The sequence below is a fragment of the Algoriphagus mannitolivorans DSM 15301 genome (assembly GCF_000429425.1).
GTDB lineage: Bacteria > Bacteroidota > Bacteroidia > Cytophagales > Cyclobacteriaceae > Algoriphagus > Algoriphagus mannitolivorans.
In genome coordinates, this window is the sequence record NZ_AUBV01000010.1 from 57819 (window position 1) to 84064 (window position 26246).

A 26246-nucleotide genomic window follows, 5' to 3' on the forward strand; every position below is an offset into this window, starting at 1 on the left:
GCTAAAACTAAAATTCAAGCGGGATTTTATTCATAGTGTATGGCTTAAATGTTAGAAAGCGGATACACTTATTGGATTATTTGGTTTTTAATAAAACCGAATTGTTTTCCCCGGAATAATTTTTGAAGAAAAACTATACTTTTAAATATCATTTTTTGTGGGTATCTAAATGACGCAATAAAATTGGCTAGAGAGCAAACAAAGATTCCTCATTCATTTCTATTTCTGAGCATTAGGAATAATGCCTTATCTCAAATTTTTGATAGGTCAGTTTAATGGTGAAGGCTTTTCTTTCTATGCTCAAGTCAATTCTCAAATCCTTTAAAAAAAGAAAATCCCGAGACCACCCATTGTCCCGGGATTTTAGCTTAAAAAATGTGGCCTCTTAATAGGATATGTAATTGGTGATCAATTGTATATCCAGTTTTTTATCGCCTGTAGTTTGGCTCTTCAAGCCTCTTAAAACTAAAGTATAAACCCTGTTGCCTTTGAGTTCCAAGGAACCGGATGTCAGCAAGGTCTGTCCCGTTCCCGCGAGACCGATGGTCAGGGTGGATTTCCCAGGAGTGATCTCCAAAAACTCGGAAATTCCTTTGTACGCGGTGTTACTGATTAAAGGAGCAGTGTTGTCATTGATCTTCAGCTGTACGCTTTCAGTATCCGGAGAGAGGTGAACCAGTCTCAATTGGGCTTTAGTGGATGTCGGCTCTTTCCAGATATCCTTGACCAAAATCGCATCTAGATTCGCGCTTTCATTGATCACGAAAAGGGAATACACAGAGTCTGCAGAAAGCTTAAACCCTTTTTCCAAAAGAGAGGTGGCGGAGTTGTACGGGGAAAATCTAAAATCCCGATTCCCCGGATAAAAAGCATTGTAAGCCAAAACCTGAGAAAATTGCATGGGTTCCCGGTTTACTTTGTTGGCATTGGCAAAAATGTCCAAGGCTGGAGCGTCCGGAGAACCTTGGTAAATGGACACATAAGCGGTGGGAGGAAGAGCAGGGGATTCCAAATCTCCCAGACAAGAAGTGAGTACTGCACTGGTTGCCAGAACCAGTCCGGCGAGGATACTTTTTGTTAGGCGCATTCTAAACAGATTTAATTTAAAATTCCTCCCAAGGACGCAGCAGGGGTTAAATTCGCTTCAGGAGTTTTTGGAAAATTTATTCTCTGGACAATAAGTGGCTGAACTTGACCGAACTGTCGGGAAGATTTTTTTTTCATTAAACGGCCTATTTGCTGAATTTTTTCTTTAGAAATAGGAACTTGTATTCAAACTGTAATCCCCATGAACCCAGAATTAAAAGCCTTGCACGAGGAGCTTTCTTCTCTCCAAGAGGAAATGAAAAAATCAGCTTCCCGGTATGCATCGCTTCTTGAAAAGGTACATCCCAGCCAAGTTGAGTCAGCCAAAAATCTACTGAATTACCTGATCCTTAGAAAAACGGACATTCAGGAGCTTCAGGAAAATCTCCATCGTCACGGGCTGTCCTCTTTGGCTAGTTGCGAAAGTCACACGCATCGGCAGATTCAGGTCACCTTGGAGCGGCTGGGGGAGGACTTTTCCGAAGAGGAAGCTATTTCCCTGGATTATGGACGGGCCAAGATTCAGGAAACTGCCCGAGGACTTTTTGGCGAAGCACCCGAAAACTGGCCCACTTCAGTGATGGTTACGTTTGACCAGGCTTTTTTGGATAAAAAGGAAATAGTCAGTGATCTTTTGAAGAAGGGGATGGGGATAGCCCGGATCAACTGTGCTCATGACGGTCCAAAAATCTGGGAGGAAATGATCAAGTTGGTGCGGCAGTCAAGTAAGAAAACAGGGATTCCCTGTAAAATTCACTTGGATCTGGCGGGTCCAAAACTCCGGACAGAATTGCTGGGAAAGGGGAGAATTTCAGGTAGGATCGAAGTGGCGAATGGGGAGAAAATTTGGCTAAGCGAATCCTTGGAGGGATTTTCGGAGAAAGATTTGGTAATTAGTCCCGGTGAAAAAGGGATAATTGAGGATTTGAAAGTAGGGGAGCGGGTCTTTATCGACGACGGAATGATCATGGCCAAAGTGGTCAAGTTGATGAAGAATTCCGCCATGTTGGTGGTCGAGCGCAACTCCTCCAAAAAAGGAAGATTGAATGCGGAAAAGGGCATAAACTTTCCAGACTCTAAGCTTCGAATCCCTTCTTTGACGGAGTTTGATCTGGAATGTCTGGAGTTTGCTGTGGAATATGCAGATACGATTGGATTTTCTTTCGTCCGGGAAGCCAAGGATTTGGAGTTGCTTAGAAATGAATTGAGGAAATATTCTGAGGACATTCCCCCCATAATTCTGAAGATTGAAACCTATGAGTCAGTGATCAACTTTCCAGAGTTGCTGCTGGAAGGGATGAAAGAGCCTTCTTTTGGAGTGATGATTGCTAGGGGAGATTTGGCGGTAGAGATTGGTTTTGGAAGGTTGGTGGAGATACAAGAGGAAGTTTCCTGGCTTTGCGAGGCAGCTCATGTACCGGTGATCTGGGCTACGCAGGTATTGGAAAATCTGCATAAATCCGGGATTGCATCCCGAGCTGAAATCACGGATGCCGGCCGGGCAGCTTTGGCAGAATGCATTATGATCAACAAAGGAAAGCATACCCTGGCCGTATTAAAAATCCTTCAAGAGATAACCAAGAGAAGCCGGTCTCTGAAAAGAAAAAACAGACTATTATTTAGGCCACTAAGCATTGCTGAGCGGTTTTTGAAGAAGATTTGAAATTCATGAGAGAAAAGGAGCTTCTCTGCCTGATATTATTTTTTCGGCATAAGCCATTAAACAACCATACGGTAAAGTTTTTCTTCAAAGTATAGAGGACATTTAAAGGATCCCTCAAGATTATAAATTCCTCATGTAGGATAACCTTACCTGGTCTTTTTCCAGAACCTTAAATCGGGAATAGAAAAGAGTTACGTTTTCGGTTAAGAAGGGCTATAAATGATATAGAATTACCCGCTTTGATGTCTCTGACTTTATGAAAGAGGGTTTGAAGTTAGATTTTACCTGCAGTCGTCTGTGGAGGGATATCCGCAACATATGAATTCCTATTATCTCTTGCTGGCAGAATTGCAGATATTCCTAAAATGAAAAATCGCCTGAAGAATTCTCCTCAGGCGATCAGTAATTGATTTATTCATACAACCAATAGATGAGTGCTTCATCTTAAAACCAAGCAACTCAATTCTTACATGCTAGATTACATCTTCAAATTCTGCATTTCCAACTGCGGAGCAAAAGGCTGCTCGTAATACCTTTTTCCTGTAGCCTTGTATAATGAATTGGCCAAGGCAGCAAAGACAGGAGGGAAGAGCGGTTCGCCCAGCCCGGTTGGGTCTTCTCCATTGTCCACAAAGTGCACTTCGATCTTTTTGGGAGCCTCTTTGTGACGGATCATGCGATACTTATCGAAATTGGTTTTGGTAGGAGCTCCATTTTCGAAAGCCATTTCACCAAAGAAGGCATTCCCTAATCCATCCACAATAGCACCTTCACCCATATTTCTGGCTGCATCGGGGTTTACTACGATCCCACAATCTACCGCCGCATATACAGCTTCGACTACAGGTTGATTGTCTTTGATAACCGTATCCACTACTTCTGCTACATAAGAATTGTGGCAGAAATAAGCAGATACTCCTCGGCTGACATTGGCTTGTGGGCTGTTCCAGTTGGATTTATCTCTGACTAATTCCAATACGCTCGCATAGCGTTTAGGAACGTAGTCATTGTTTTCACCTACCGGGTTGGTTTCAGCCCGCTTTAGAAGTTCTAGTCTGAACTCAATAGGATCTTTGCCCATAGCCTCCGCCAACTCATCCAAGAAACTCTGCTCAGCTCCTGCAATAAAGTTGGATCGAGGAGCGCGGAAAGCTCCGATGGTAATATTGGAAGGGATGTCCCAACTTTCTGCCAGGTAGTTGTCGATAGCTCCTGCTGGGAATCGATTGGCATGGAGGGGTGATTCTGGAATACCACCAGCTTTTACATGAAATGCCAATAAGTTATTATTCTCATCCAAAGCTGCTCTATAGGTAGCAGAATAGGTCGGACGGTAAATACCATAAGTCATGTCATCTTCTCTGGAATAAACCATTTTGACAGGTGCTTGAATTTTCTGAGAAATCAAAGCTGCCTCAACCATGTGATGGCTATAGGCACGAATTCCAAATCCCCCACCCATTCGTGCAAGGTTGATTTGAACGTTCTCTTTTGGCATACCCAAACTTGAAGCTATGGTGTTTCTGATAAAATCAGGGGCCTGGGTTGGACCATAAATAACCGCCTTGTCGCCTTTCACATCTGCAAAGCAATTGACAGGCTCCATCGTGTTATGAGCCAGGAAAGGAACAGTATAGGTTCTTTCGATTACCTTGGCAGCCTTCTTGAACCCTTCTTCGGGATTTCCATCCCTTCGAACAACCGTTCCGTTTTTCTGGATGTATTCTGCCATCCGCGCTTTGTGTGCAACGGTATTTTCAAGACCGGCAGGAACCTTCACTTGAGTGCTTGGCCTTCCTCCAAAGCCTGCCATGCTAAAACTTGTTTCAGGAGCATTTTCCCATTCTACAGCCAATGACTTTTTGGCTTGCATCACCTCCCAGGTAGAGTTGCCTACAATCGCCAAAATCTCAGGGAAAGTGGTGGTGTCAAAGAAGTTTCGATCATAATCCTCTTTAAAAACATTGATAGGGAATACATCTAAAACCCCTGGCATCCCACTCACGGAGCTTTTGTCAAAAGATTTGAGTTTCATCCCAAAAGCAGGTGGATGGACAATGGCTGCATATTTCATTCCCTCAACCTTGTGGTCTATCCCAAAAAGAGGCTTTCCGGTAACGATTTTTTGCCCATCTACATTCCTTTTGGAATTTCCGATAATGGTAAATGTATTGACGTCTTTTAATTGAACTTCCTCAGGAACTTCCAAGGTTGCTGCCAAACTGGCTACTTCTCCATAATGGGCCTTTTTTCCGCTTCCTTTGTGTTCCAATATTCCAGCCGAGGTGGTAATCTCAGATGCGGGGACATTCCAGGTTTGCGCCGCAGCAGCCACCAGCATAGCTCTTGCAGTAGCTCCGGCAGTCCTCAGGGGTTTCCATCCTTGACGAATGCCTTGGCTACCTCCGGTAAATTGACGGTCAAATCGCTCTGGATAAAAATCCGCTTGCTCTACGAAGACATTTTTCCAATCTGTATCCAGTTCTTCTGCCAAGATCATTGGCATGGATGTTTTGACATTGGAGCCAAATTCAGGATTAGGGGAGTATAGAGTCACGGCACCATTTTCGCCGATTTTGATGTAGTTATTTAATTCAAACCATTCCTTTGGCATGGCCAAAAGTTCTTCTTTGGTTGAAGGTTTGCATCCTGCCAGCCAGCTAAAGCTCAGCATCATACCACCCCCGGCCAAAGCGGATACCTTTAAGAATGATCTTCGATCAAGATTTGTATTTAGGTTGCTCATGGGTTTGGGGATTATAAGTTTTGGGATGCAGTTTTGATGGCTGCTTTAATTCGGGTATAAGTTCCGCATCGGCAGAGATTTCCATTCATCGCATTATCGATATCAGTATCTGATGGGTTAGGATTCTGTGCCAAAAGTGCAGCAGCACTCATGATCTGCCCCGCCTGGCAATAGCCACACTGGGGAACATCATGCTCCATCCAGGCTTGCTGAACTGGATGGTCACCACTCTCAGAGAGCCCTTCGATGGTGGTGATTTTGGAATCACCAACGGAAGAAACCGGGAGTTGGCAGGATCGCATCGCATTTCCATCCATATGGATCGTGCAAGCCCCGCATTGGGCAATTCCGCATCCGAATTTGGTACCCACTAGATCCAGGTGATCTCGTAATACCCAAAGCATAGGGGTATTTGGATCGACATCTACCTGCTGGGTTTTTCCATTGATGTTTAGGTTATATAAGGCCATAGCAATTTTAAGTTATGTTTAAAGTTATCCAATTTGGGTTGGCTTAACCTTACGGATTTCAAACAAAATCTTACCTAATTCCCATATAATGAGGGGTTTTAACCAAAAAAATCAATTATTAAAAGCTTAAATCTTGAAAAAGGCTCTTTTTCAATTCTCCATTCCATGATTTTGAGAAAAGAAGAATCGGATAATAAGTAGCTTAGAGAGCTATGATAGCCCCAGCCATGAACCTAGATTAGCCTTGATTGTGGAAATGTTCTGATCATCCAATGGCTTTTCCCAAAAATCAATCACAAGTCGGTATTCCTGAGCTTTATCTCGGTCTTCTTGGTCCAGGGAGGAAGTGACCATGATCACTTTGATATCGGCCTGCTTGATCTGAGTTTTCAGTTGATCCAAAAATTCCCATCCATTCATTTTAGGCATGTTGATGTCCAAGAAAATCAACATTTTAGAATCAGAGGAATCATTTTCAAGAACGTGTGTTAAGGCAACTTTTGGATCTGAAAAAGTCAAGGGTGAAGAATGGAGCATTCCCCCTTTAATAATTACTTTATGCAAAAATAAAATGGCCAGATCGTCATCAACAATCAGGACATTGGCTAAAAAATCACTCATTATTTTTTAAAATTTTGAGTTTTAGCATGGGTATCTTTTACAATTTCATCCACCTGCTTCAACGCGTTCAAAAGTTCAATTTCCAATTCTTCCTTGGTCTTTTCGGCTTGTTTGTATTTTGAGAAATTTATCAAGAGCTGACTGATTCCCATCGCCCGGGTAAGTGGGGCCCGGAGTAAGTGGGAATGGTTCCAGGTAAGCTCTTTCATGACTGCATTCTGTACCTCGATTTCGGTTAAGGCACTCTTTAATTTACTGTTTGTCTGACTGAGTTCCAAAGTTCGTTGAACCACTTTCTCCTCCAGTTCTTTTTTCATTTTTCGGTTGAAATACAACAAAAGCAAAAAGTACAACAAAAGGATGAAAGCAAAGCCAAGAATTAGTTTAAAACTTAAAGATTCAAAAAAAGTAGCCGAGACTTTGATGGGCAGCGCATATATTTTCTCGTCTTGCCCAAACCGGAGAATCTTTACTTCAAGCGTATAATCACCGGGTTTTAAGCCATTGAAATAGAGTTGTCTTTGGTCTTTAATAGGAAGCCAGGCCTCATTATTTCCTGCAATTCTATAGAATAGGGTGTATTGAGTTGGGTTTTCTAGGTCAATCAGTGAGAAGGAAATCTGAAACATCCGAACTCCCTGGGGAATTTCCACAGATTTTCCGATGGATGATTTTTCTTCCCCGATCCGCAGTTCATCCCAGGTAAAATTGATAGGGTTTTTAGGTTTTTCGACTATGGTAACAGGGTCAATGATTCCTACTCCTTCCACGGTAGGTACCCAGATTTTTCCTGAAAAATCCTGAATTGCAGCGGGAAAAATAAGTCCGTTGGTTTCGGAGTTTGGCAAGCCCAAGTGCTTATCGTAAAGGGTGGAGCTGAACAATAAATCTCCTTCCTGTTTTTTAAAGTTTTCCAGCTCTTTGGTTGAAAAATACTGAACCCCAAAATTACTGCTTATCCAAATACCTTGTTTTCCGTCCCCGGTGATACTGTATACAGTTTTGGATTTCAGTCCATGGATTTTTTTTAGAGCCTTAAATTTCCCGTCTTTCAATAAAAGGACCCCTCCATGTGTTGCCAACCAAAGATCTCCCTCCTTGTCTTGGTATATGCTATAAACCACATTTTCTCCTGGAGGTAGGGGTAAGGCTAATTTTTTCACCAATTTCCCGTTTTCGACCCATATGAGGCCTTGGTTCATGGAGCCGATGAGAATTTGCTTGTTGCTGAGTTCAAGTGCACTGACAAATCGGGTGTATTCGTATTCTGGGTCTAGCTTTACTTGATGAAGTTTTCCCTCAGAATCGAGGTAATGGATTCCCCCTTTTCGGGTCAAAATCCACAGAATATTTTTGGAATCCTTGTATAAGGCATGGACATAGTTACTTCTGAGACCATCTTCCTCAGTAATTTGGTCGAGGATTTTTCCGGACTTCATGTCCAATACAGAAATTCCGGTATTAGAACCAAAATAAATCTTTCCGTTATGCGAAGAGATGGTGGTGTTACTGTTTTGAATTAGTCCGTCCTGCTGATTCCATGATTTGATTTCTCCATTTTTGATTCTGAAAAGACCGTCGGCTTTGGTTCCAATCCAAACACTGCTGTCTTCGCTTTGATAAATTGCTTTGATATTTTTTTGAACCAATTGCTCAAAATTCAGCTGATTCACCTTGGCAGGTTTGATCAGAAGCAAGCCTTTTCCCATGGTACCCAAAAAAAGATTATTGTCTTCTTTGATGATTTTTCGGACGCTGTAGTTTTTTAACTCCGGAAAATTAAAGCGTTGTACTTTTCCCTTTTCGATGGCAATCAGACCTTTTTCCAAAGATCCTGACCATATTCTGTTTTCGGAATCTACTGTTAAGCTGCTTAGATTGAGATCTTTTATTTCCTCCCAATCAACAACTTTCTCCATTGAGTAGTCCTTTCTAAGGATTGATATTCCTGATTCAGAGGAATAGATATATAACTCATTTGGGTTGCCAAAAATTTTATTGGCAGAAAATGTATCGGAAGAAACGAGTTTCATTTTTCGGGAAACCATGTCGAGTTCATAAAGCCCTCTACTCGTGCCTACCAATACTTTAGAAGCACTGAGATTATAAAAACTATTGATTTCTAGTTGAAATTCAGGCTTCCAGAAATCCAGGGGGTTGAGTGAGCCTTTATTCCATTCATGAATTTTCCCATCGTCAGTACCGATCAACAAGTTTTCAGTTCCTATTTCTGTTACAGCTCTGATCCAGGTGTTGTCCGTGATTTTGGTACAATCAATAGTTTTCAGGATTGTTTTGTCCAATAGAACAATGCTTCTGTCGGCTGAAGCCCAAATTCCAGCAGAGGACTTGTGGAAAGCATAATAGGTCTGTTCGGGCATGAAGGGATAATTATCCTGATCAAAAACCCTCCAGGAAGCTCCATCCAATCTTGCAAGACCTTCCTCTGTCGCCAACCATAAATAGCCATGGTTGTCTTTATCCATGGCGAAAACGACATTTTGGGGTAATCCATTGGTGTTGTCCCAAGATTCAACCATGTAATTACCTGAAAAAATCTGGGTGCTATTTACACTAATTTCAACCTGGGCAAAAGTTCTCTGACCCCCAAGCCACGTGCATAAAAAAAGTAAGAAAGCAAAAACGGATACTTTGGAAATCAATGTTTTGTATGATTAAATGGTAATGTTGGGTTGTTCCGTTTGTCTAATGGGTTTTGGGTTATTCGAAGAGTATTTTCAAGAATCAATAATTGCACAGAAATTTAGAGTTTTTTAGGTAATAAATTTTCTGTTCCAAACTATTTCAGCAAGAAGCATACTAAAACAGGCTTACAAGTATTATTTAACGTCTTTTTTTCCAATTTTCAAATAGGATTTTTTTAGAGAGTCAGTTTTTTTTGTGACCTTATTATTCCATGTTTTGATCAAAGTTTATCTTCTATTTGATAATCAGGAAGTAAGTTGTGTATAAAACCAAACCTTCTACCAACGGACGTAGAATTAAGATCCTTGAAATTCAGTCCATTGGACTAGGGGCGATTATCGAATTAATCCTATATCACAAAAAGCCTCCAAATAGGAAGCTTTTGTGCGTGGTTGAAATTGATCAGATGTTCAATTGGGGAAAGAAAGGTTGCTCGGAGAGCCGTTTGCCAGTAGCTTGGTACAAAGCATTTGCAAGGGCTGCAAAAATAGGCGGGTAGGTGGGTTCCCCTAACCCGGTCGGGTCTTCCAAATTTTCCACAAAATAGGTTTCGATTTGCTTGGGAGCTTCCTGTATTCGGATCATTCGATAGTTATCGAAATTCTTCTGCTCAGGCTCTCCGTTTTGAAACTTTATTTTCCCGAACAAAGCCGTGCCGATTCCATCCACTACAGCTCCTTCGCACAGATTTTTTGCAGCGTCAGGATTAATGACCAAGCCACAATCCACCGCTTGAATTACCTTTTCAATCTGGACTTTTCCGTTTTCGATTTTCAAATCTACCACCTGAGCGGCGTAGCTGTTGTGACAGAAATAGGCCGAAACACCGCGGGAAACACCAGATTGAGTTTGTCCCCAATTGGATTTGCTTTTCACCAATTCCAAGACTCCTGCATATCGGTCCGGATTATAATCATTTCGTTCACCTATTGGGTTTTCCTTGGCTTTTTTCAAAAGTTCTAGGCGGAAATCGATCGGATCTTTTCCCGCAGCTTCTGCCACTTCATCCAAAAAAGACTGCTCAGCAGCAGCGATAAAATTGGAGCGAGGCGCACGGAAAGAACCAACCGTAATATTAGAAGCAACGGTCCATTCTTCCGCCAGATAATTTTCAACAGCTCCAGCAGGGAATCGATCGGCGTAGAGTGGGGGCTCGACCAAGCCACCTGCATTGATATGAAAGCCAATTAACTGATTACTCTCGTCAAGGGCTGCCCGATAAGTTGCTTGGTACATGGGGCGGTAAATTCCCCCGGTCATATCATCTTCCCGGGTGTATTGGAGATGAATAGGAGCATTCATTTCCTTGGAAATCACTGCGGCCTCAATCAACCAATGGGCATAGGAGCGACGGCCATAGCCTCCCCCCAGTCGGGTCATGTCTATGTAAATATTTTCTATTGGAACACCCAGTCTGGCAGAAAGAGCCTGTTCGGTTAATTCCGGTTTTTGCAAAGGCCCGGCACATTCGATTTTGTCTTCCTGTACATGAGCGAAAAAGTTCATCGGCTCCATGCAATTATGGGCTAAAAATGGCCCATTAAAAGTTCGTTTAATAATCTTGGCTGCCTTGGAGAAAGCGACCTCAGGGTTTCCATCCTTTCGGACAACTCGTGCTTTTTTAGCCTCTTCAGCCATTTTTTGAAGTTGGCTAGCTTCATTTTCTAAGCCACCTGTAATAGTTCGAAGTTCCTTTCTCCCGTTCCAATCCCTTTTTTCTTCATAAGTTGAAAAAGGCTCCCATTCGACTTTCACGGCCTTTTTGGCATTCATTACTTCCCATGTTGAATTGCCTACGATAGCCACCAAATCCGTGAAGCTGGTAGTGTCAAAGAAAGTCCTCTCATAATCATCCTGATGGGATTTGATCTGGAAAATAGCCTTGATCCCAGGCATGCCTTTCGCAGCAGAATCGTCAAAAGACTTCAAGCGCAAGCCATGTGCTGAGGGATGTATGATCATAGCTTTCAGCATTCCGGGCTTTTTATAATCAATCCCGAAAAGAGGCTTTCCGGTGACAATATTCTTGGCCTCCACATTCTTATGTGATTGCCCAATGATTCTGAATTGGGAGATTTCTTTGAGGGGGACGTCTTCAGGAACTGGCATAGTAGCTGCCAGAGTCGCCATTTCTCCAAAATGGGCTTTCTTGCCGCTTGTAGCATGAAGTATAAAACCCGGTTCAGTGGAAATTTCTTCTACGGGAACAGCCCAGGTTTTCGCGGCTGCTTGGACAAGTAGGTTTCTTGCAGTAGCCCCTGCAGTTCTCAAAGCTTTCCATCCAATTCTTATGGCCTGACTACCTCCAATAAATTGACGGGTAAAATTTTCTGTATCCAAAGGGGCTTGTTCGACCACCACATTTTTCCAGTCCGCATCCAATTCCTCAGCCACAATTATCGGCATGGAGGTCTTGATATTCTGTCCGCCTTCTGGATTAGGGGACATGATGGTGACCAATCCATTTTCCCCGATTTTGATATACCCATTGAGTCTAAACCATTCCTTGGGCATTCCCAAAGTTTCCAATTCCTTTGGCTTGCATCCAGCCAGCCAATTGAAGCTCAGAATCATTCCACCTCCTGCAAGTGCGGAGACTTTGAGGAAGGATCTGCGGTTGAGTTTTTGGTCTATTTTAGGCATTTCACTTTGTTTATTCTTTCAATTTACAGAATTCATTTAGGACCATTTTTCAAAATTTGACAGTTGGTCCCCCCTAATCGGTACCTAAATGAATAAAAGGGTCAAAAGTGATCTTTACCCAGAAACTCAATTCTTAGGTTGTCCAAACAATAAGATTATATTTTGTTATTGTCCACCGGGAGTCATCAATCGCGTAAAGGAAAGTGAACCAAGTTTCCAGCCGTCTGCCTTTTTGATATACACTTCGGTTACTTCAAATGGATTGGTCACCTCCCTGCCCCCAACTTCCGCAACTAGTGTGATACGGTTGAGAAGGATAGCGGTGTTGTCGATGATTTCTACCGAAACTTCATGGATGTCTGCTTTTTTATACCAAATTCCACCGCTTCGAATGATATCGACTTCGCGTTGCTTGCCCCAAGAACCACCCATGTGGACGAAAACTGATTTGTCGTCAAACAACTCAGCGAGCTTGTCAGCTTCTTTGTCTTCCATCCATTTCCATTTGGTTTTGGAGAGTTCGATAATTTCTTGTTGCTCGGGAGTAGTTTGGGAGAAAGTGACTTGCGTGGCCAAAAGGAGTATAAATAAACTGATTAGTGTCTTTTTCATTGGAAAATATTTGGGAAAAGAAATCGTGTTGAGATTTGATTTTTAAGGATTACAAATCCTTTAGATAAGGCCTAGGAATTACAAATTCCGAGGAGCATGTCATAGTAGAATGACTTATAAATTTTATTTCTCAATTTGATGTGTATCCCGTACGCTGCTGAAAGTCAAAGCCAGCATTTTCCAATCGGAACCTTCTTTTTGATAAACTTCAGTGACGGTAAATTCAGTCACCACATCATTTCCCCTCACATGGGCTGTCAATGTGATTCTATTCCAAACGACAGCTGTATTTCCAAATAATTTAACAGCAGTATCATGAACTTTAGCGTCTTTGTACCAGATGCTGCCCGTTTCTATGATTTCGAGTTCTCGTGCAGTGGTCCATGTTCCGCTCATGTGGACAAACTTGGCTTCCGGATGGAATAGGGGAGTGAGATTCGCGATGTCTTTTTCTGCCATCCATTTCCATTTGTTCATGGAAAGCTCGTAAACCTCTTTCTCGGTAGTGGATTGTGCAAATGACCAAGTTGAAGTAAGAACTAAAAAGGTTAGTCCGAAGAATAATTTTTTCATGTACGTTTGATTTTATTTCTATTCCAAAGCTATATCCCTTTAATTCTAAGTCACTTACCCGGATTACTGAATTACCTACCATTTTTACAGATGGGCTGTTGTTTGTCCTTTAAATCCGGGGACTCTTTCTATTTTTGATCTAAATCCTTTTGCCATGGAAGAAATCGTAGATCTCTGGAATGTAAACGACTACTGCAGCCCTTTGAAATTATCCAGCATGCACCCACAAGTCACAGTGGTGGATTTGTCCAAGGGAGAATGGCCTAAGGACCCGGGAGCCAAAGCAGTTCGCTACCATTTTTATGGCGTTTTTCTCAAAGAGGGGGAGGAATGCGAGATAAGGTATGGTCGAAAGAATTATGACTTTCAGGAAGGAACCTTGGTATTTGTAGGCCCTAGACAAGTGGTCAATATTTCGAAAATCGGAGAGCGACCAAAAATGTCCGGATATGCGCTTTTATTTCATCCAGATCTGCTTTTAGGAACTCACCTTGGTAAAAAAATCGAGGACTACAACTTTTTCTCCTATGAGACTTATGAGGCGCTGCATATGTCAACCAAGGAAAGACAAATCGTTTTGGATTGCTTCGAAAAGATTCAAGACGAACTTTCAGAGCGGATTGATAAGCATAGTAAAACAGTCATCCTTTCAGCCATTGAGCTGTTTTTGAATTATTGCCAGCGCTTTTACGATCGACAGTTTATTACCCGAGATACGGTCAATAGAAATGTGATAGAGCAATTCGAATCGGCTCTCAAATCCTATATCCGATCTGGAAAGGCGCAAGAAAAAGGGATTCCTTCGGTGGCTCATTTTGCAGAAGAGCAGAATCTTTCTCCGAATTATTTTGGGGATTTGGTGAAAAAAGAAACCGGAAAAAGTGCCCAGGAATTTATCCAATTGAAGCTGATCGAAATCGCAAAACAGCGGATTTATGACCGAGAACTTTCAATCTCAGAAATAGCCTACAGTTTGGGATTCAGATACCCCCAGCATTTTACACGGTTGTTTAAGCAGCAAGTAGGAGTTTCGCCTAAAGAGTTTAGAGAGTCGGTGAATTAAATTTAAAAGCCTGATTGCCTTGATAAAATTATTTTATCTTTCAATTCAAAGGCATAAAAAAAGGCTAACCCCAATGGAGTCAGCCTTGTATTATTAACTATCAACCTTTATTTCGGAAGTAATACGGAGTCGATGACATGCACAACTCCATTGCTGCCAGCCAAATCTGCTGCTACAACGGTTGCGCCACCGATCATCACTTTTCCATCTTTTATGGATACGGTTAAAGTTTGGCCATTTACAGTAGTTACTACTTGGCCATCACTTAAATCTCCTGACATCACATTGCCAGCCACTACGTGGTAAGTAAGGATTCCAGTCAAAGCATCTTTGCTTTCAGGCTTCAGAAGTCCTTCTACTGTACCAGCAGGTAAAGCTGCAAAAGCCGCATTGGTTGGGGCGAATACTGTGAATGGACCGTCTCCGCTAAGGGTTTCAACTAGTCCAGCCGCTTGAACTGCAGCTACTAAGGTAGTGTGGTCCTGAGAACCGATCGCGATGTCTACTACTGTATTGGATGGTGCAGGAGTTTCTTCCACAACCTCAACCATGGTTTCTTCAGTAGTTTCTTCTTTTGGAGCGCTACAAGCAGTCCATAATCCAATAGCTAGAAATCCTCCAGCTAATGCCAAAATTTTTGTGGTTTTCATTTTTGAGTGGTTTTTTGATTTCACTCTTGGAAAACAAACTCAAGGCAGGAAGGTTTAAAAATAAAATCGGGATTGGAACAATATTTCTTGATTTTCAACAAATTGATCTTGCTGAGCTGGTTTTTTGATTCAATGTTGAACTCAATTTTCAATATCCCTTCTATCGTACTAAAAATTCTAAAAGGATTTACCCAAAACCCACCAGATCTTGATGACCTGGCAGGTTGGACAAGAAAATCCTCTTTCCTTAGAACTGAAGCTTGAAACCTCCGTTGATTACAAATCCGTCAACAGGGGCATAGATTTCCCGAAATTCCGGAGAAGAAATAGTGCCAGTAAATATGGTATCAAAACGTGTTTGACGAGTATCCAGGAAGTTTTCAAAGTTGAGAAAAACCGAAACGGATTCTCCAATCTTTTTCTCGGTCATTAAGCCCAATATCCAATAAGCTTTTCCCTTGCTTCCATCCGATAATACCTGGGGGCTGAAATAATATGCCTCAAACCCAATCCAGAAATCCTCATGCTTTTCATACATCAATACCTGATTCAGTCGGTGTTTTGCCACCAAAGGATAGGGAGTGGAAGTTCCTTGAAACTCTTGTTTCACATCCGAAAAAGTGTACCCGGTAAATAGTTTAAAATCTTGATAGGTCCATTTCATATTTACCTCGATTCCCTGGGTATTGACTGTTCCATTTGGCTGTCGGAATTCCAGGAAGCTTCCATTTGGAACCAAGATAAGTGGATTTTGGATCTGGGTGGAGAAAAACAGCAGGTTGGTATTCAGGGTGATTTCATCTCCGATTCCCACCTTGTAGTTGACATCCAAATTCCCTCCGGATGACTTTTCAGGATTTAAAGTATTGAAATCAGGAGGCTGCACATTTCTGAAAGAAACCCTTTCTGCATCTTCCGTAAAAGCCGTCGGGGATTTGTAGCCCAATCCTCCTCCCAACCTGAAGGTCAGTTGCTCATTGGGTTCAAACATGAGGGAAAATTTGGGTAGAGGGAAAGCACCGAAATCTTTCTGATAGTCTAGCCGGAAGCCTGATTCCAAAGTCCAAAGCTCCGAGATGGACCAAAGGTTTTGGACAAAAGCTCCTGTAGTAGTCAAATTGTAATCCAGAGGGTTGCCCAGGTCACCTATTTTCTGGTCAAATTGATCCGTCCAGAGATTCAGTCCTGCAATCCATTCAGATCGGCCACCAGCTTTCGCTAAGTTTACTTCTGAAAATGTGGATTTTTGCTTGCCCCCAAATTCATAGTCAGCTAACTCAATCGATCTGTCATACCAGCTGAAACTGTTTTTAATTTCCAATTTCAAGTTCTGTTCTAAAGTCGTTTTGAAACTCAGCTGTGAGGAAAGTCTGTCGGTGATATTCTTTTCGAAATAGGGGTTTTGAACCGGCTCTCCCTTGGCATAGCTGTAATTTCCACCTAGTCTATTTTCAGCAGTCCAGTTGATTCCGGCAATTAGTTCAGTTTTTTCGCTATGTGACCAGAAAATTTTTGGATTTAAGGTGATTCGGTCAAATTTTGGAATTGCGGTAAGTCCAATGTCAGCAGGATCGTATGGAGTACCTTGGTTGTGAGACACAAATACTGTGGTGCCCAATTTCCCAAACTGGTTGCTATAAAATCCGCTGGCATCCAAACCTAAAGCAGAAGTTCCATTAACCATGAAATCCAGCCTTCGTTCCTCTTCGGGTCTTTTGGAAATTAAATTCACCAAGCCTGCGATCGCACCGCCTCCGTAGAGGGTGGAAGATGAACCTTTGATCACCTCCACTTGGGCGAGGTCCAAAGGGGCGATCTGAAGTATGCTCAATCCGCCGGAATACCCGGAATATAGCGGAAGCCCGTCCCTTAGCAACTGAGTGTATTTTCCATCTAAACCCTGAATCCGGATGCTGGAATTATAGCTAGTCGCAGAGGTTTGCTGAGTTTGGATCCCTGTGCTTTCATTGAGCAGCATCCGGATATCTCCGGGTTTCATATTTCCTTTCTCGGAGAGTTCTTCCCCAGCAATCACTTCCACTCGGCTCGGTAAATCCTGAATTACCCGGCTGGATCGATGAGATTGTACGATGATTTCCTCCATTTCATCCTCATGAGGATGCAGAGATATTTGCTCGAGCAGAGAGGAATCCATTGGGAATTTTCTCTCTATGACTTCACTCTCAAATCCGAGGAATCTGATTTCAATTTTGAAGGTCCCTGCAGGAATTCCTTCAAGAGTAGCTAGTCCGTTTTCGTCAGCTATAGCATTGATATTTAAAGCTTTAATCTGAATAGTGGCTCCAGGCAAGGGATTGGATTCATGGTCAGTGATTTTGACCTGAATGGAATATTGGGCCATGGCCATGGGAATGCTCCAAAATGCCAGGATTAGCCCTAGAATAATTTTCATGGTGTAAAATTTTATTGGAAAAAAAGGATTGAGGAGAGCTATCTCCTTAGGAATTGAAAAAATAGTGGCTTGGAGGTTTTAGAATTGAGCTTCTGCTACCATGAGGAATATTTACCGAAGGCTCAGAGAAAAGAACTGGTAAATTCTGCTTTTCCGATATCCATCCCAAAGGATTATTTCCCTCTAAAATAAAGCCTGAACATGTCCCACAAGAATAAAACGGTGAGCATGGAGCATGATTTTCAGTTTCTTTTTCAGAAGATCCTTGGTCTTCAAGGCAAATGGGAGAATCTTGTTGGACTTCATCTCCACAGCAGGGCATGACGGAAAGCCAAAGCACCAATGGAATGAGGAGAAGCAAACAAGTTTTCATATCCCAAATATAAAAGGGGATTTCATCTGACTTCGCTTTAGGGAGAAAATGAGGGATTAAATTTTCCGGTATTTGCTGAAAGTTGAAAGTCGAGCTGGATAGTTTAATCGAAGTTTATATAGATTTAAAAAGAGCCCTAAAGTTCCAAGGTCAAACTCGAATAATAATAACCACCGATTGCAGGTCCGCCCAGATAGGAGTAATAATATTGGTTTAAGGCATTGGTAGCTCCAATTTTTATTCTTCCCAAACCTTTGAAAATCATTGCGGTCAACTGAAAGTCCAAACTGCTGTAGGATTCCACCCAACCAGTAGCTAAAGCGGATTCCCATTGGAACCCTGCCTGCTGCCTAAAATTCACTTGAAATCCGAGGCGAGCTTGGGCCAATGGAAATCCCAAAATTAAATTATAATGCCAAGCGGGAGTATTGAATCCATCCTCTAAGCCATCTCCTTGGGAAGTCCGGGACAATTTTGCAAAGGTGAAATTTCCCGAAAAATAGAGGTCCTTTTCAAACCGGTAGTGGAGCCCCGCGCTCCCTCCATAGTTTCTGCTGATGGTTTTGGAGTTGGTCCAAAGTCGATATAGTTCTTGGGTGTTATTTTGAAGAAAAGATAAGCCCAGGCTATCTGCGGACGCGAATTTTGGAATACTTACATCCAATTGGGCAATGAGGTTTTGGTATTTGTTGAGATAAAAATCCAGGTCCCAATCCAATTTGCCATTTGGAGATTTCGAGCGGAAGCCAATTTCCAAACTTCTTACCCGTTCGGGTTGCAGGTAAGTGTAAGAGTTTTTGGCCAAGAGGTTTTGGTTGCGTTCAATTGCTTCCTGTAAGGGAAGTTTCGCAGTATTCACATCAGTTCTCACGGCTCTTTGAAATTGAGTCACAGAAGCCTGAGTATAGCTGTTTTCAAAAATCCCTTGGGACATGACGGGAAGCCCCCCGATTCTCTTTCTTCCTCCGCTGTTGATATTTGAGAAGCCCTCGAAAATACTGGGGAACCGATATCCGTTTTGATAAGCAAATCTCAAGGATTGGGCGCTGCTGGGACTATAAACCAGAGCAATTCTGGGATTGAGTTTTGGATTGAAGTATTGGTTTTTATCCAAGCGGAGAACCGTGTTCAGCTTAAGTTTTTCATCCCAAAAAGTTTTGGTTGCCTGCACGAAAGAACCTGTTTTCCAGTAATTCAAGTTTTCACCTTCCTCAATGGGATTGATAAAATAATTGCCATCTGGGAAAATTTTATAGGATCTATAATCCAGTCCATACATTGCCCGAATTTTGGCTTTGGCCAGCACATTCCAATGACTGATATCCTGTTGAAATTCCGTGTGAAATAAGCTGGTTTTTATCCGAAGTGCTGCTCCAAAGTTCCAGTCGTTGATGTCCCTAAGCTCTTCTATTTTTTGTTTTATCTCTTTCGAACCGGGCAGCAGTCGGCCTCGGTCCGATTCCTTTCTTGCATATTTTAAAGCTTCAGGAATGCTTAAGCCGTTCGCCGTGGCACTTTTGAAGTGATTGGAAAAATTCGAAAACCATTCTCCGTCTGGTTTAAAACTCCGGTCCAGGTTTTCAGCCATGGATCGGATATTGTAGGAATTTCCTGAATTTTCAGTGGTATAGTACGCTTTAAATTGAACCTGAGGAGATTGAAAAGTCAGCACATGCTGCTGAGTCAGGTAGTCTTCCAATCGAAATCTGTTTGTTCGCTGAAATAGATTATTCTGGTTGGCTGCTCTGAAGGTGTAAGCTAGTTCGGATTGATCTTTGGGTCTAAAATAGATGCCAAAATCCCCCTTGAAATTAGAAAGTCCATAGTCGGCAATTTCCTTTTCCGCATAGCCAGTTCGACTGACTACATATTGGCTGCCATTCAGCAAAAGAGTTCTGCGGTTTGCCGATTCGTCTCCATATTGATTAATGAGGTCAGCACCGGGGTTGTACAGACCCAAAAGTCCAATGCCTGCATTTGCGGTTGAGTTGAGATCTGTCAGATTGTTGGCTACCCAATCGGTACCACGTTGATAACTGCCGTTGATTTTTATAGCCCATTTCTCTTTCCAAGTTTGGGCAAATCTTAGGTTAGACTCTGTGAATATTGCCGGATCGGAATCCTGAGACCTGACATGGTTGATTCCTGTTTTTTGGTTGAAAGAAAATCCGGGGAATTCAAAGGGATTTTTGGTGATGAAATTGGCAATGCCATTGATGGCATTCATTCCAAATAGAGAGGAAGCCGAGCCGGGGACAATTTCCACGGAAAGAATGTCAAGGTCAGTAGGTCCCAAAGAATTTGCGATTGGGGCTCCTATGTGCGGAGCTTGAATATCGATACCGTCCACGAGCTGGACAAACCTGACATTGGTAGTATGTCCAAATCCTCTGGAATTCAAAACCCTAAATCCCAAGCTTGGAGTGATGAATTGAATGCCCTTTAAACTTTGTAAGGATTCGAAAAATCCCGGTTGGGCCGATTGGTGAATAGCTTGTAAGTTTAGTTTTTCAACACTTACAGGTGCTTGTAGCAGGGATTCAGACTGTTTGGTGGCCGAAACCACCACTTCCCCCAGGTTTTGAACGAGGAGGGTATCTTTTCTTGCTTCTACTTGTGTCAAAGCCAGATTCCAGGGAAAAAGAAGAATTGCCCAAAAAGCCAAACTCTTGGATATCATGAGGAAGAAGTTGATTTTTTGAAATCGGGCTTTTTCATAGAATTGAATCGGATTGACTCAATGGTAATTTGGCTGGCTTATAAGTTTGAAAATCAGGGTTTTTCTGTTGGTTTACTTGCTTGAAAATATATTCTTTTACCTATGATGAATTTGAGAATGAAGCTAGTTTTCAGGCCTCAATTTTCCTTACATTTTTCAAATAAGAATTAAAAAATTCAACTCATCTGGATTCTATTTTTTTGGCTTTTAGTTAATAGCGTTTTCGGATAAGGAAATACTCCAAAATTTTCAATTAAGAGATTGGTTTTCAAGTTATTTCCATCAAATCTGCTAAGAGTTTTTTAGGTTTTAAGGTGTAGCACAGGATTTGTTCAATGGAAAAAAGTCAGCTTAATACACCCGCCATGATTTCAGAAGATGAATTGATTGGTCTTTCCAAAGAGAAGTTTAAAACTTGGGAGACCAATGACTTAGAAAATCTAGAGAAGATTTTCGATGACCAAGGTTTGTTGATTTGTTCCAACGGTAAGGCTGAAACCAAGCCGGAAGTGGTAGAAATCGTCAAAAGCAAAAGAAAAGAACTTAAAAACCTGAGCTTGCAGAAGGCCTTCGCCCGTGTTTATGGAAATACAGGAGTAGTACATGGTGAAGGGGAAATCACTATCTCCATCGGAGGAAAAATCAGGTCTTCTGGGCTAAACTTCCTGGACATTTGGATGGAAAAAGATGGAAACTGGAAATTGGTATCCTCTCATCTAAATCAGGTGATTTAAGAGATATTTTGTTGTAACTCTCATTAGTTACTCATTTCGAGATTTCCTTGGATTTCGCTTGGAAAGGCGTAAGCTTAAGTGACATTTCCAAAAATTTGAACCTAGGCTTGAGTTACATTCACTCCCATACCTTTTTTCCCAATATTTAGAATGAGGCAGAAAGCTGAAAGACAACTCAATTTTTTAATCTTTCCGCTATCAATTGCCATGGTAAATGGCAGTTCGGTAGTAATTGTAATGGCTCTCTTTGGGGGTCCTATTGTTTGATTTTTATAAGTATTGATTTGAATTCATCTATTTTTTAGCCAAATTCCTGTTGAATTTTGCAAGGTATCCTTGAGTTCAATTCTAGCTTATATTCCAAACCTATCCTTTTATTCATGAACCTATTTCTCAAAAAGATAAGTACAGGAGCCTTATTCTTGTTTTTGTCTCTTTCCCCTCGTGGTTATTCGCAGTCTGCAGATTCTGGGCAAAAGTCCCCAGAACGCCATTTTAATGGAACCATCACCGCGACAAACAATGGTATCTCCATAATACCCGCATTTACTTTGGGAAGGCCAGCGGTGTTTTTCGACTTAAGTGTAGGAGGGGAGAGGCTTTCTTTTGACCCGATGTTTCGATTTGGAATGAATGGGAAGCCTTGGACCTTTGTCCTTTGGTGGAGGTATAAGTTGATAAAAGACAAGAAATATACCCTATCAGCAGGTGCTCATCCGGCATTTCTTTTCCAGGATAAAGAAGTAATTGTCGATGGAGAGCTCAAAAAGATGTTCATCGCCAATAGATATCTGGCGGCTGAAATCAATCAGATGTATAAGTTTTCCGACAAATTCAGCATGGGGATCTATTACCTCCATGGGACAGGATTTAACCCGACAGGTCCGAAAAACACGGATTATTTGGCTTTGAATCTAGTGCTCTCCAACCTTAGAGTCGGGGAGAATTATTCTTTGAAAATAAACCCTCAGCTGTTTTTTCTGAGTGTGGATAAAAACTCAGGAACTTACCTGAATTCCAGCTTTACCTTGAGCAAGGATAAATTCCCGATTGCTTTTCAAACCTTTTTCAACCAAAAAATCAAATCCTCTGTAGCTGGAGATGACTTAGTCTGGAATGTCAGCCTTCTCTATAATTTTTCCAATACCTATTCTAAACGATAAACCCAATTGCTATGGCGAAGGCTGAAACCTTAGAGGAATTTTACAAAAGGAAGTTTAATTGGCTTCCTGAGGATATTCAGAAGGATATCGGACATTTTAATCTGTTTCGACTGGAACCGATTATGGAGGGCAAGGTGAAATCCTTACCCTACAGAAGGAGGGATTTTTATAAAGTGATGCTTGTCAAAGGTCCCGGACAGGTTCATTATGCGGATCGAATTTACGAGGTAAAAAAGCAGGCCCTTTCATTCTCTAATCCCATGGTTCCCTATAAGTGGGATCATCTTACCTCAGAAACCAAAGGGGTTTATTGCATCTTTAATCCTCATTTTTTTCATGCCTTTGGGGACATCAAAAAATATGAGGTATTCCAGCCCAAAGGCACCCATATTTTTGAATTGACAGATGGGGAAAGCAAGGAAGTAGAAAGGATTTTTGAAAAAATTGAAACAGAATTCAATTCGGAATACAAGTATAAATACGATTTGATCCGAAGCTTAATTCTCGAATTGATTCATTTTGGGATCAAACTTGCACCCGCCGAGACCCAAACCTTAAAGCACGGAAATGCTTCTTTGAGAATTGCTTCCTTGTTTTTAGAATTGTTGGAGAGACAGTTCCCCATTGATGACACTCATTCCCAAATCGGATTGAGAACACCCGGCGATTTCGCTGATCAGCTTAATATCCATGTCAATCACCTCAATAGAGCAGTAAAGGAAATGACCCAAAAAACCACTTCTCAGTTAATTGGAAGCCGTATTTTGGAGGAATCGAAGATCCTTTTGAAGCATAGTTCCTGGAATGTTTCTGAAATTGCCTTTGCTTTAGGCTTTAACGAAGTGACTCACTTCAATAATTTCTTCAAAAAGAATATGGATTGCAGTCCAACTCAATTTAGGAAAGCTTAGAACAAACTATTTACCTCCAGATCACTGTTCATTTCAAAACCGGGTATTATTTCTTAAACTAGCCTTATGCTTCAGGATACAATCGGACGGGTTCACAATTACCTCAGAATTTCTCTGACGGATCACTGCAACTTCCGTTGTACCTACTGCATGCCTCAGGAGGAAATGGAATGGATGCCTCAGTCTCATTTGATGAGCAAAGAGGAAATCATCCAGTTAGCTGAAATTTTTGTAAAGCTTGGGATCAGTAAAATCCGATTAACAGGGGGTGAACCTTTGGTGAGAAGGGAATTTGACTGGATTTTGGATCAGCTGTCAAAATTCCCGGTGGAGTTGACCCTGACCACCAACGGGATTCTAATTGACAAGCATATTCCAGCCTTGAAAAAAGCCGGCGTCCGCTCGGTCAATGTAAGTTTGGACACCCTGAATCGAGAGAAATTCAAAAAACTGACCCGAAGAGACCAGTTTGACCAGGTTTGGAACAATATCCTTTTACTCCTTAAGGAAGGATTTCGGGTCAAAGTCAATGCGGTAGCTCTGCATGGCTTGATTGAGGAGGAAATCTGTGATTTTGTCCAGCTAACTGAAAAGCTACCGCTCCACATGCGTTTCATAGAATTCATGCCTTTCCAGGGAAATCTCTGGGAAAGCAAAAAAGTGATTACCGCTGCCCAAATGCTGGATATCGTGAAAGAGAAATTTGAAGTCGAGAAACTTCAGGATAAAAAGCATGATACGGCAAAGAAATATCAGGTTCCGGGATTTAAAGGAACTTTTGCATTCATTACCACCATGAGTGAGCATTTTTGTGGAAGCTGTAACCGACTGAGATTGACTGCTGATGGCAGGATCAAGAATTGCCTTTTTGGAAAAGAAGAAATTGATCTCTTGGGAGCTTTAAGAAATGGTGAGCCGATAGAACCTCTGATTCATCAATCGGTGACCAGAAAACATGCCGCCTTGGGTGGTCAATTTGATCCGGATTACCTGAAGACAATTCCTGAGGAAATTGAAAATCGTAGCATGATCAAAATCGGTGGTTAATGAATGAATTTATCCCGGTAAGCAAGGCCAAAGAACTGCTGAAATCCCTTTCACTTTCTGGAAAATCTGAGGTCCTACCCATAGGCCAAGCCTTGGGCAAATACACTGCTGAACCCGTGGTTTCTCCCATGGCGGTTCCTTCCTTCGATAATTCCGGAATGGATGGGTATGCTCTAGCTTGGGCTGATGGGGGTGAAAGTAGAAAAGTAGTGGATGTAATCCAGGCCGGATCAAATCCTGATTTTATGCTTGAAAAAGGAACTGCGGTTCGGATTTTTACCGGTGCCCCTGTTCCCAAAGGTGCTGATACAGTTATTCAGCAAGAACTGATTACAAGAGCTGGGGATATCATTTCCTTTGAAAAAGAACAGGTTAGCCAAGGAATGAATGTGCGGAAAAAGGGTGCACAATGTAAGGCTGGTGAAATGGTCATACCGACTCATACGGAATTAAGCCCCGGATCTATTGGCTTATTGGCCTCCTTGGGGATAGAAAAGATTGCTGTTTTTTCACCACCTACAATCGGGATCATCCTGACTGGGGATGAAATCATTGACTTAGGTAATGGGCTTTTGCCTGGACAAATCTATAATTCCAATGGGCCTGCATTGGAGGCTTACTTGAAGAAACTAGGAGTAGAAAAAGTCCACACCTACAAAGTGAAGGACGAAGCTTCCGAGGTGGTGAAAGTGATTCAGAAAGCTTTGGCAGAAGTGGATATTCTTTTGCTCACAGGGGGAATTTCTGTAGGGGATTATGATTTCGTAAAGGGAGGATTGGAAGAAAACGGAGTCACTCAATTGTTTTATAAAGTGAGGCAACGTCCCGGAAAACCTTTGTATGTCGGTTATAAGGAAGACCAAGTTGTCTTTGCACTTCCAGGAAACCCGGCCTCTGTTCTTTCCTGTTTTATTCAATATGTCAAACCCGTGATCTTGGAATGGATGGGAGCACCGTCGGCTTGGCAAGGGCCAATATTTCTACCTGTTTCTAAAGATTTTGAAAAGAAAACAGGCTTGACTTTTTTCTTAAAAGCAAAAATCCATGAAGGCAGAGCCGAGATTTTGCCGGGCCAAGAATCCTTTAACTTACTTCCTTTTGGTATTGCTGATGGATTGGTCGAAATTCCACAGGATTTGGAAGGTGTGGAAGAGGGGAGTTTAGTCGCATTTTATCCTTGGTGAGTGGATGGAAACTTGGGATTGGTTTCTGTATTTCCTAATGCCCTTTGCCGCCTTTATGTATGCTTCAGTAGGCCATGGCGGTGCTAGCAGTTATTTGATGATCTTGGCCTTGATGGGCTTTGCTCCTGAGGAAATTAGACCCTCGGCCTTGATTTTGAATATGTTTGTTTCGATGATTTCTTTCTTGAATTATCGGAAGGCAGGAGAATTTCCCATGAACCTTTTCCTTTCCCTGATCATTTTCTCTATACCTGCAGCGTATTTGGGAGGTACTATTTTACTCGATACCGGGATTTATAAGCAGGTATTGGGTTGTTTGTTGATTTTTCCTGTTTTAAGGTTTGCAGGAGTATTTCAGGCATCGGACTCAGTAAAAGTGGAGCGGAAATGGTGGATGGGGCCAATTTTGGGATTTGCTATTGGGTTACTTTCGGGGATGATCGGAATTGGAGGGGGAATAATCCTTTCTCCGATTATTCTGATGCTTGGTTGGGTTGGGGTAAAGGAAACAGCCGCATTAAGTGCCTTGTTTATCTTCCTGAACTCTGTCTCAGGATTCTTGGGAGCTTCGGTCTTTCATATTGAGTTTTCTACCCAACTCTGGATATTGCTGCCGTTGACGGTGGCCGGAGGTGCTTTGGGAGCTTATCTTGGAGCCAGGAAGTTCAGTCCCAAAATACTCAAATACCTCTTGGCATTTGTCTTGGCCTTTGCAGCGGTGAAATTGATTTTGGGAGGATAGGGAAAGGAAGTAGGGTGTACGATGCCCGATTTAGGTAGGGAAAAATGGTCTGATGCTGAAGTCAGCCATTATTTCTCTTCGATTTAAAACGCGGGAAGTTGGATTTTCGCTGTTTATTCAACTTGAA

20 protein-coding genes are annotated in these 26246 nt (G+C 42.0%); 9 read left to right on the forward strand and 11 right to left on the reverse strand.

Features of this window, described 5'->3' with window-relative positions; all coding sequences use genetic code 11:
• Window positions 1-385 precede the first annotated feature (385 nt).
• On the reverse strand, window positions 386-1087 hold the full coding sequence (locus tag G458_RS0112735) for a DUF4397 domain-containing protein (protein WP_035468205.1): 702 nt from the start codon (window positions 1085-1087) through the stop codon (window positions 386-388).
• Window positions 1088-1288: 201 nt separating this feature from the next.
• Between G458_RS0112735 and G458_RS0112745 the strand changes: the two genes are divergently transcribed.
• Window positions 1289-2749 carry a pyruvate kinase gene (locus tag G458_RS0112745; RefSeq protein ID WP_026952238.1) on the forward strand — a complete coding sequence of 487 codons (1461 nt, stop codon included), beginning with the start codon at window positions 1289-1291 and terminating at the stop codon, window positions 2747-2749.
• A gap of 478 nt (window positions 2750-3227) precedes the next feature.
• Here G458_RS0112745 and G458_RS0112750 read toward each other — a convergent pair whose 3' ends face one another.
• From G458_RS0112750 to G458_RS0112780, 7 genes are all read right to left on the reverse strand, one after another.
• Window positions 3228-5495, reverse strand: a complete 2268-nt coding sequence (locus G458_RS0112750; protein ID WP_026952239.1) for a xanthine dehydrogenase family protein molybdopterin-binding subunit — start codon at window positions 5493-5495, stop codon at window positions 3228-3230.
• Between the two features lie 11 nt (window positions 5496-5506).
• A complete protein-coding gene (locus G458_RS0112755; protein WP_026952240.1) occupies window positions 5507-5965 on the reverse strand; it encodes a (2Fe-2S)-binding protein in 459 nt (152 codons plus the stop codon).
• Between the two features lie 210 nt (window positions 5966-6175).
• A complete protein-coding gene (locus G458_RS0112760; protein WP_035468207.1) occupies window positions 6176-6586 on the reverse strand; it encodes a response regulator in 411 nt (136 codons plus the stop codon).
• A complete protein-coding gene (locus G458_RS0112765; RefSeq protein ID WP_157359784.1) occupies window positions 6586-9126 on the reverse strand; it encodes a ligand-binding sensor domain-containing protein in 2541 nt (846 codons plus the stop codon). The genes G458_RS0112760 and G458_RS0112765 overlap by 1 nt, the downstream gene beginning before the upstream one ends.
• Before the next feature lie 568 nt (window positions 9127-9694).
• Complete coding sequence (locus G458_RS0112770) at window positions 9695-11935, reverse strand: xanthine dehydrogenase family protein molybdopterin-binding subunit (protein ID WP_026952243.1); 2241 nt, start codon at window positions 11933-11935, stop codon at window positions 9695-9697.
• Window positions 11936-12100: 165 nt separating this feature from the next.
• Window positions 12101-12547, reverse strand: a complete 447-nt coding sequence (locus G458_RS0112775; RefSeq protein ID WP_026952244.1) for a nuclear transport factor 2 family protein — start codon at window positions 12545-12547, stop codon at window positions 12101-12103.
• Window positions 12548-12670: 123 nt separating this feature from the next.
• Window positions 12671-13120, reverse strand: coding sequence for a nuclear transport factor 2 family protein (locus G458_RS0112780; RefSeq protein WP_026952245.1), 450 nt, complete (start codon window positions 13118-13120; stop codon window positions 12671-12673).
• A gap of 154 nt (window positions 13121-13274) precedes the next feature.
• Between G458_RS0112780 and G458_RS0112785 the strand changes: the two genes are divergently transcribed.
• On the forward strand, window positions 13275-14183 hold the full coding sequence (locus tag G458_RS0112785; RefSeq protein WP_026952246.1) for a helix-turn-helix domain-containing protein: 909 nt from the start codon (window positions 13275-13277) through the stop codon (window positions 14181-14183).
• A gap of 107 nt (window positions 14184-14290) precedes the next feature.
• Here G458_RS0112785 and G458_RS0112790 read toward each other — a convergent pair whose 3' ends face one another.
• Window positions 14291-14833 carry a fasciclin domain-containing protein gene (locus G458_RS0112790; RefSeq protein ID WP_084438866.1) on the reverse strand — a complete coding sequence of 181 codons (543 nt, stop codon included), beginning with the start codon at window positions 14831-14833 and terminating at the stop codon, window positions 14291-14293.
• A 247-nt stretch (window positions 14834-15080) separates the two neighbouring features.
• Entirely contained in the window at window positions 15081-17246 is a 2166-nt protein-coding gene (locus G458_RS0112805; RefSeq protein ID WP_026952248.1) for a TonB-dependent receptor, read from the reverse strand.
• A gap of 235 nt (window positions 17247-17481) precedes the next feature.
• On the opposite strand from G458_RS0112805, the gene G458_RS21810 reads away from it, so the two are divergent.
• A complete protein-coding gene (locus G458_RS21810) occupies window positions 17482-17649 on the forward strand; it encodes a hypothetical protein (protein WP_157359785.1) in 168 nt (55 codons plus the stop codon).
• 106 nt (window positions 17650-17755) lie between these two features.
• Here G458_RS21810 and G458_RS0112815 read toward each other — a convergent pair whose 3' ends face one another.
• The gene (locus G458_RS0112815; RefSeq protein WP_026952250.1) at window positions 17756-20299 is read right to left on the reverse strand and encodes a TonB-dependent receptor; all 2544 of its coding nucleotides are present in this window, start codon (window positions 20297-20299) and stop codon (window positions 17756-17758) included.
• Between the two features lie 404 nt (window positions 20300-20703).
• On the opposite strand from G458_RS0112815, the gene G458_RS0112820 reads away from it, so the two are divergent.
• From G458_RS0112820 to G458_RS0112845, 6 genes are all read left to right on the forward strand, one after another.
• Window positions 20704-21072 (forward strand): nuclear transport factor 2 family protein, encoded by a 369-nt coding sequence (locus tag G458_RS0112820; RefSeq protein ID WP_026952251.1) that lies wholly within the window; start codon window positions 20704-20706, stop codon window positions 21070-21072.
• Between the two features lie 380 nt (window positions 21073-21452).
• On the forward strand, window positions 21453-22235 hold the full coding sequence (locus G458_RS20760; protein WP_051287292.1) for a hypothetical protein: 783 nt from the start codon (window positions 21453-21455) through the stop codon (window positions 22233-22235).
• Between the two features lie 11 nt (window positions 22236-22246).
• The gene (locus G458_RS0112830; protein WP_026952252.1) at window positions 22247-23146 is read left to right on the forward strand and encodes a helix-turn-helix domain-containing protein; all 900 of its coding nucleotides are present in this window, start codon (window positions 22247-22249) and stop codon (window positions 23144-23146) included.
• Between the two features lie 66 nt (window positions 23147-23212).
• On the forward strand, window positions 23213-24193 hold the full coding sequence (gene moaA / locus G458_RS0112835) for a GTP 3',8-cyclase MoaA (RefSeq protein ID WP_026952253.1): 981 nt from the start codon (window positions 23213-23215) through the stop codon (window positions 24191-24193).
• The gene (locus tag G458_RS0112840) at window positions 24193-25377 is read left to right on the forward strand and encodes a molybdopterin molybdotransferase MoeA (protein WP_026952254.1); all 1185 of its coding nucleotides are present in this window, start codon (window positions 24193-24195) and stop codon (window positions 25375-25377) included. Before moaA ends, G458_RS0112840 begins: the two co-directional genes overlap by 1 nt.
• A gap of 4 nt (window positions 25378-25381) precedes the next feature.
• The gene (locus G458_RS0112845) at window positions 25382-26119 is read left to right on the forward strand and encodes a sulfite exporter TauE/SafE family protein (protein ID WP_026952255.1); all 738 of its coding nucleotides are present in this window, start codon (window positions 25382-25384) and stop codon (window positions 26117-26119) included.
• Window positions 26120-26246 lie beyond the last annotated feature (127 nt).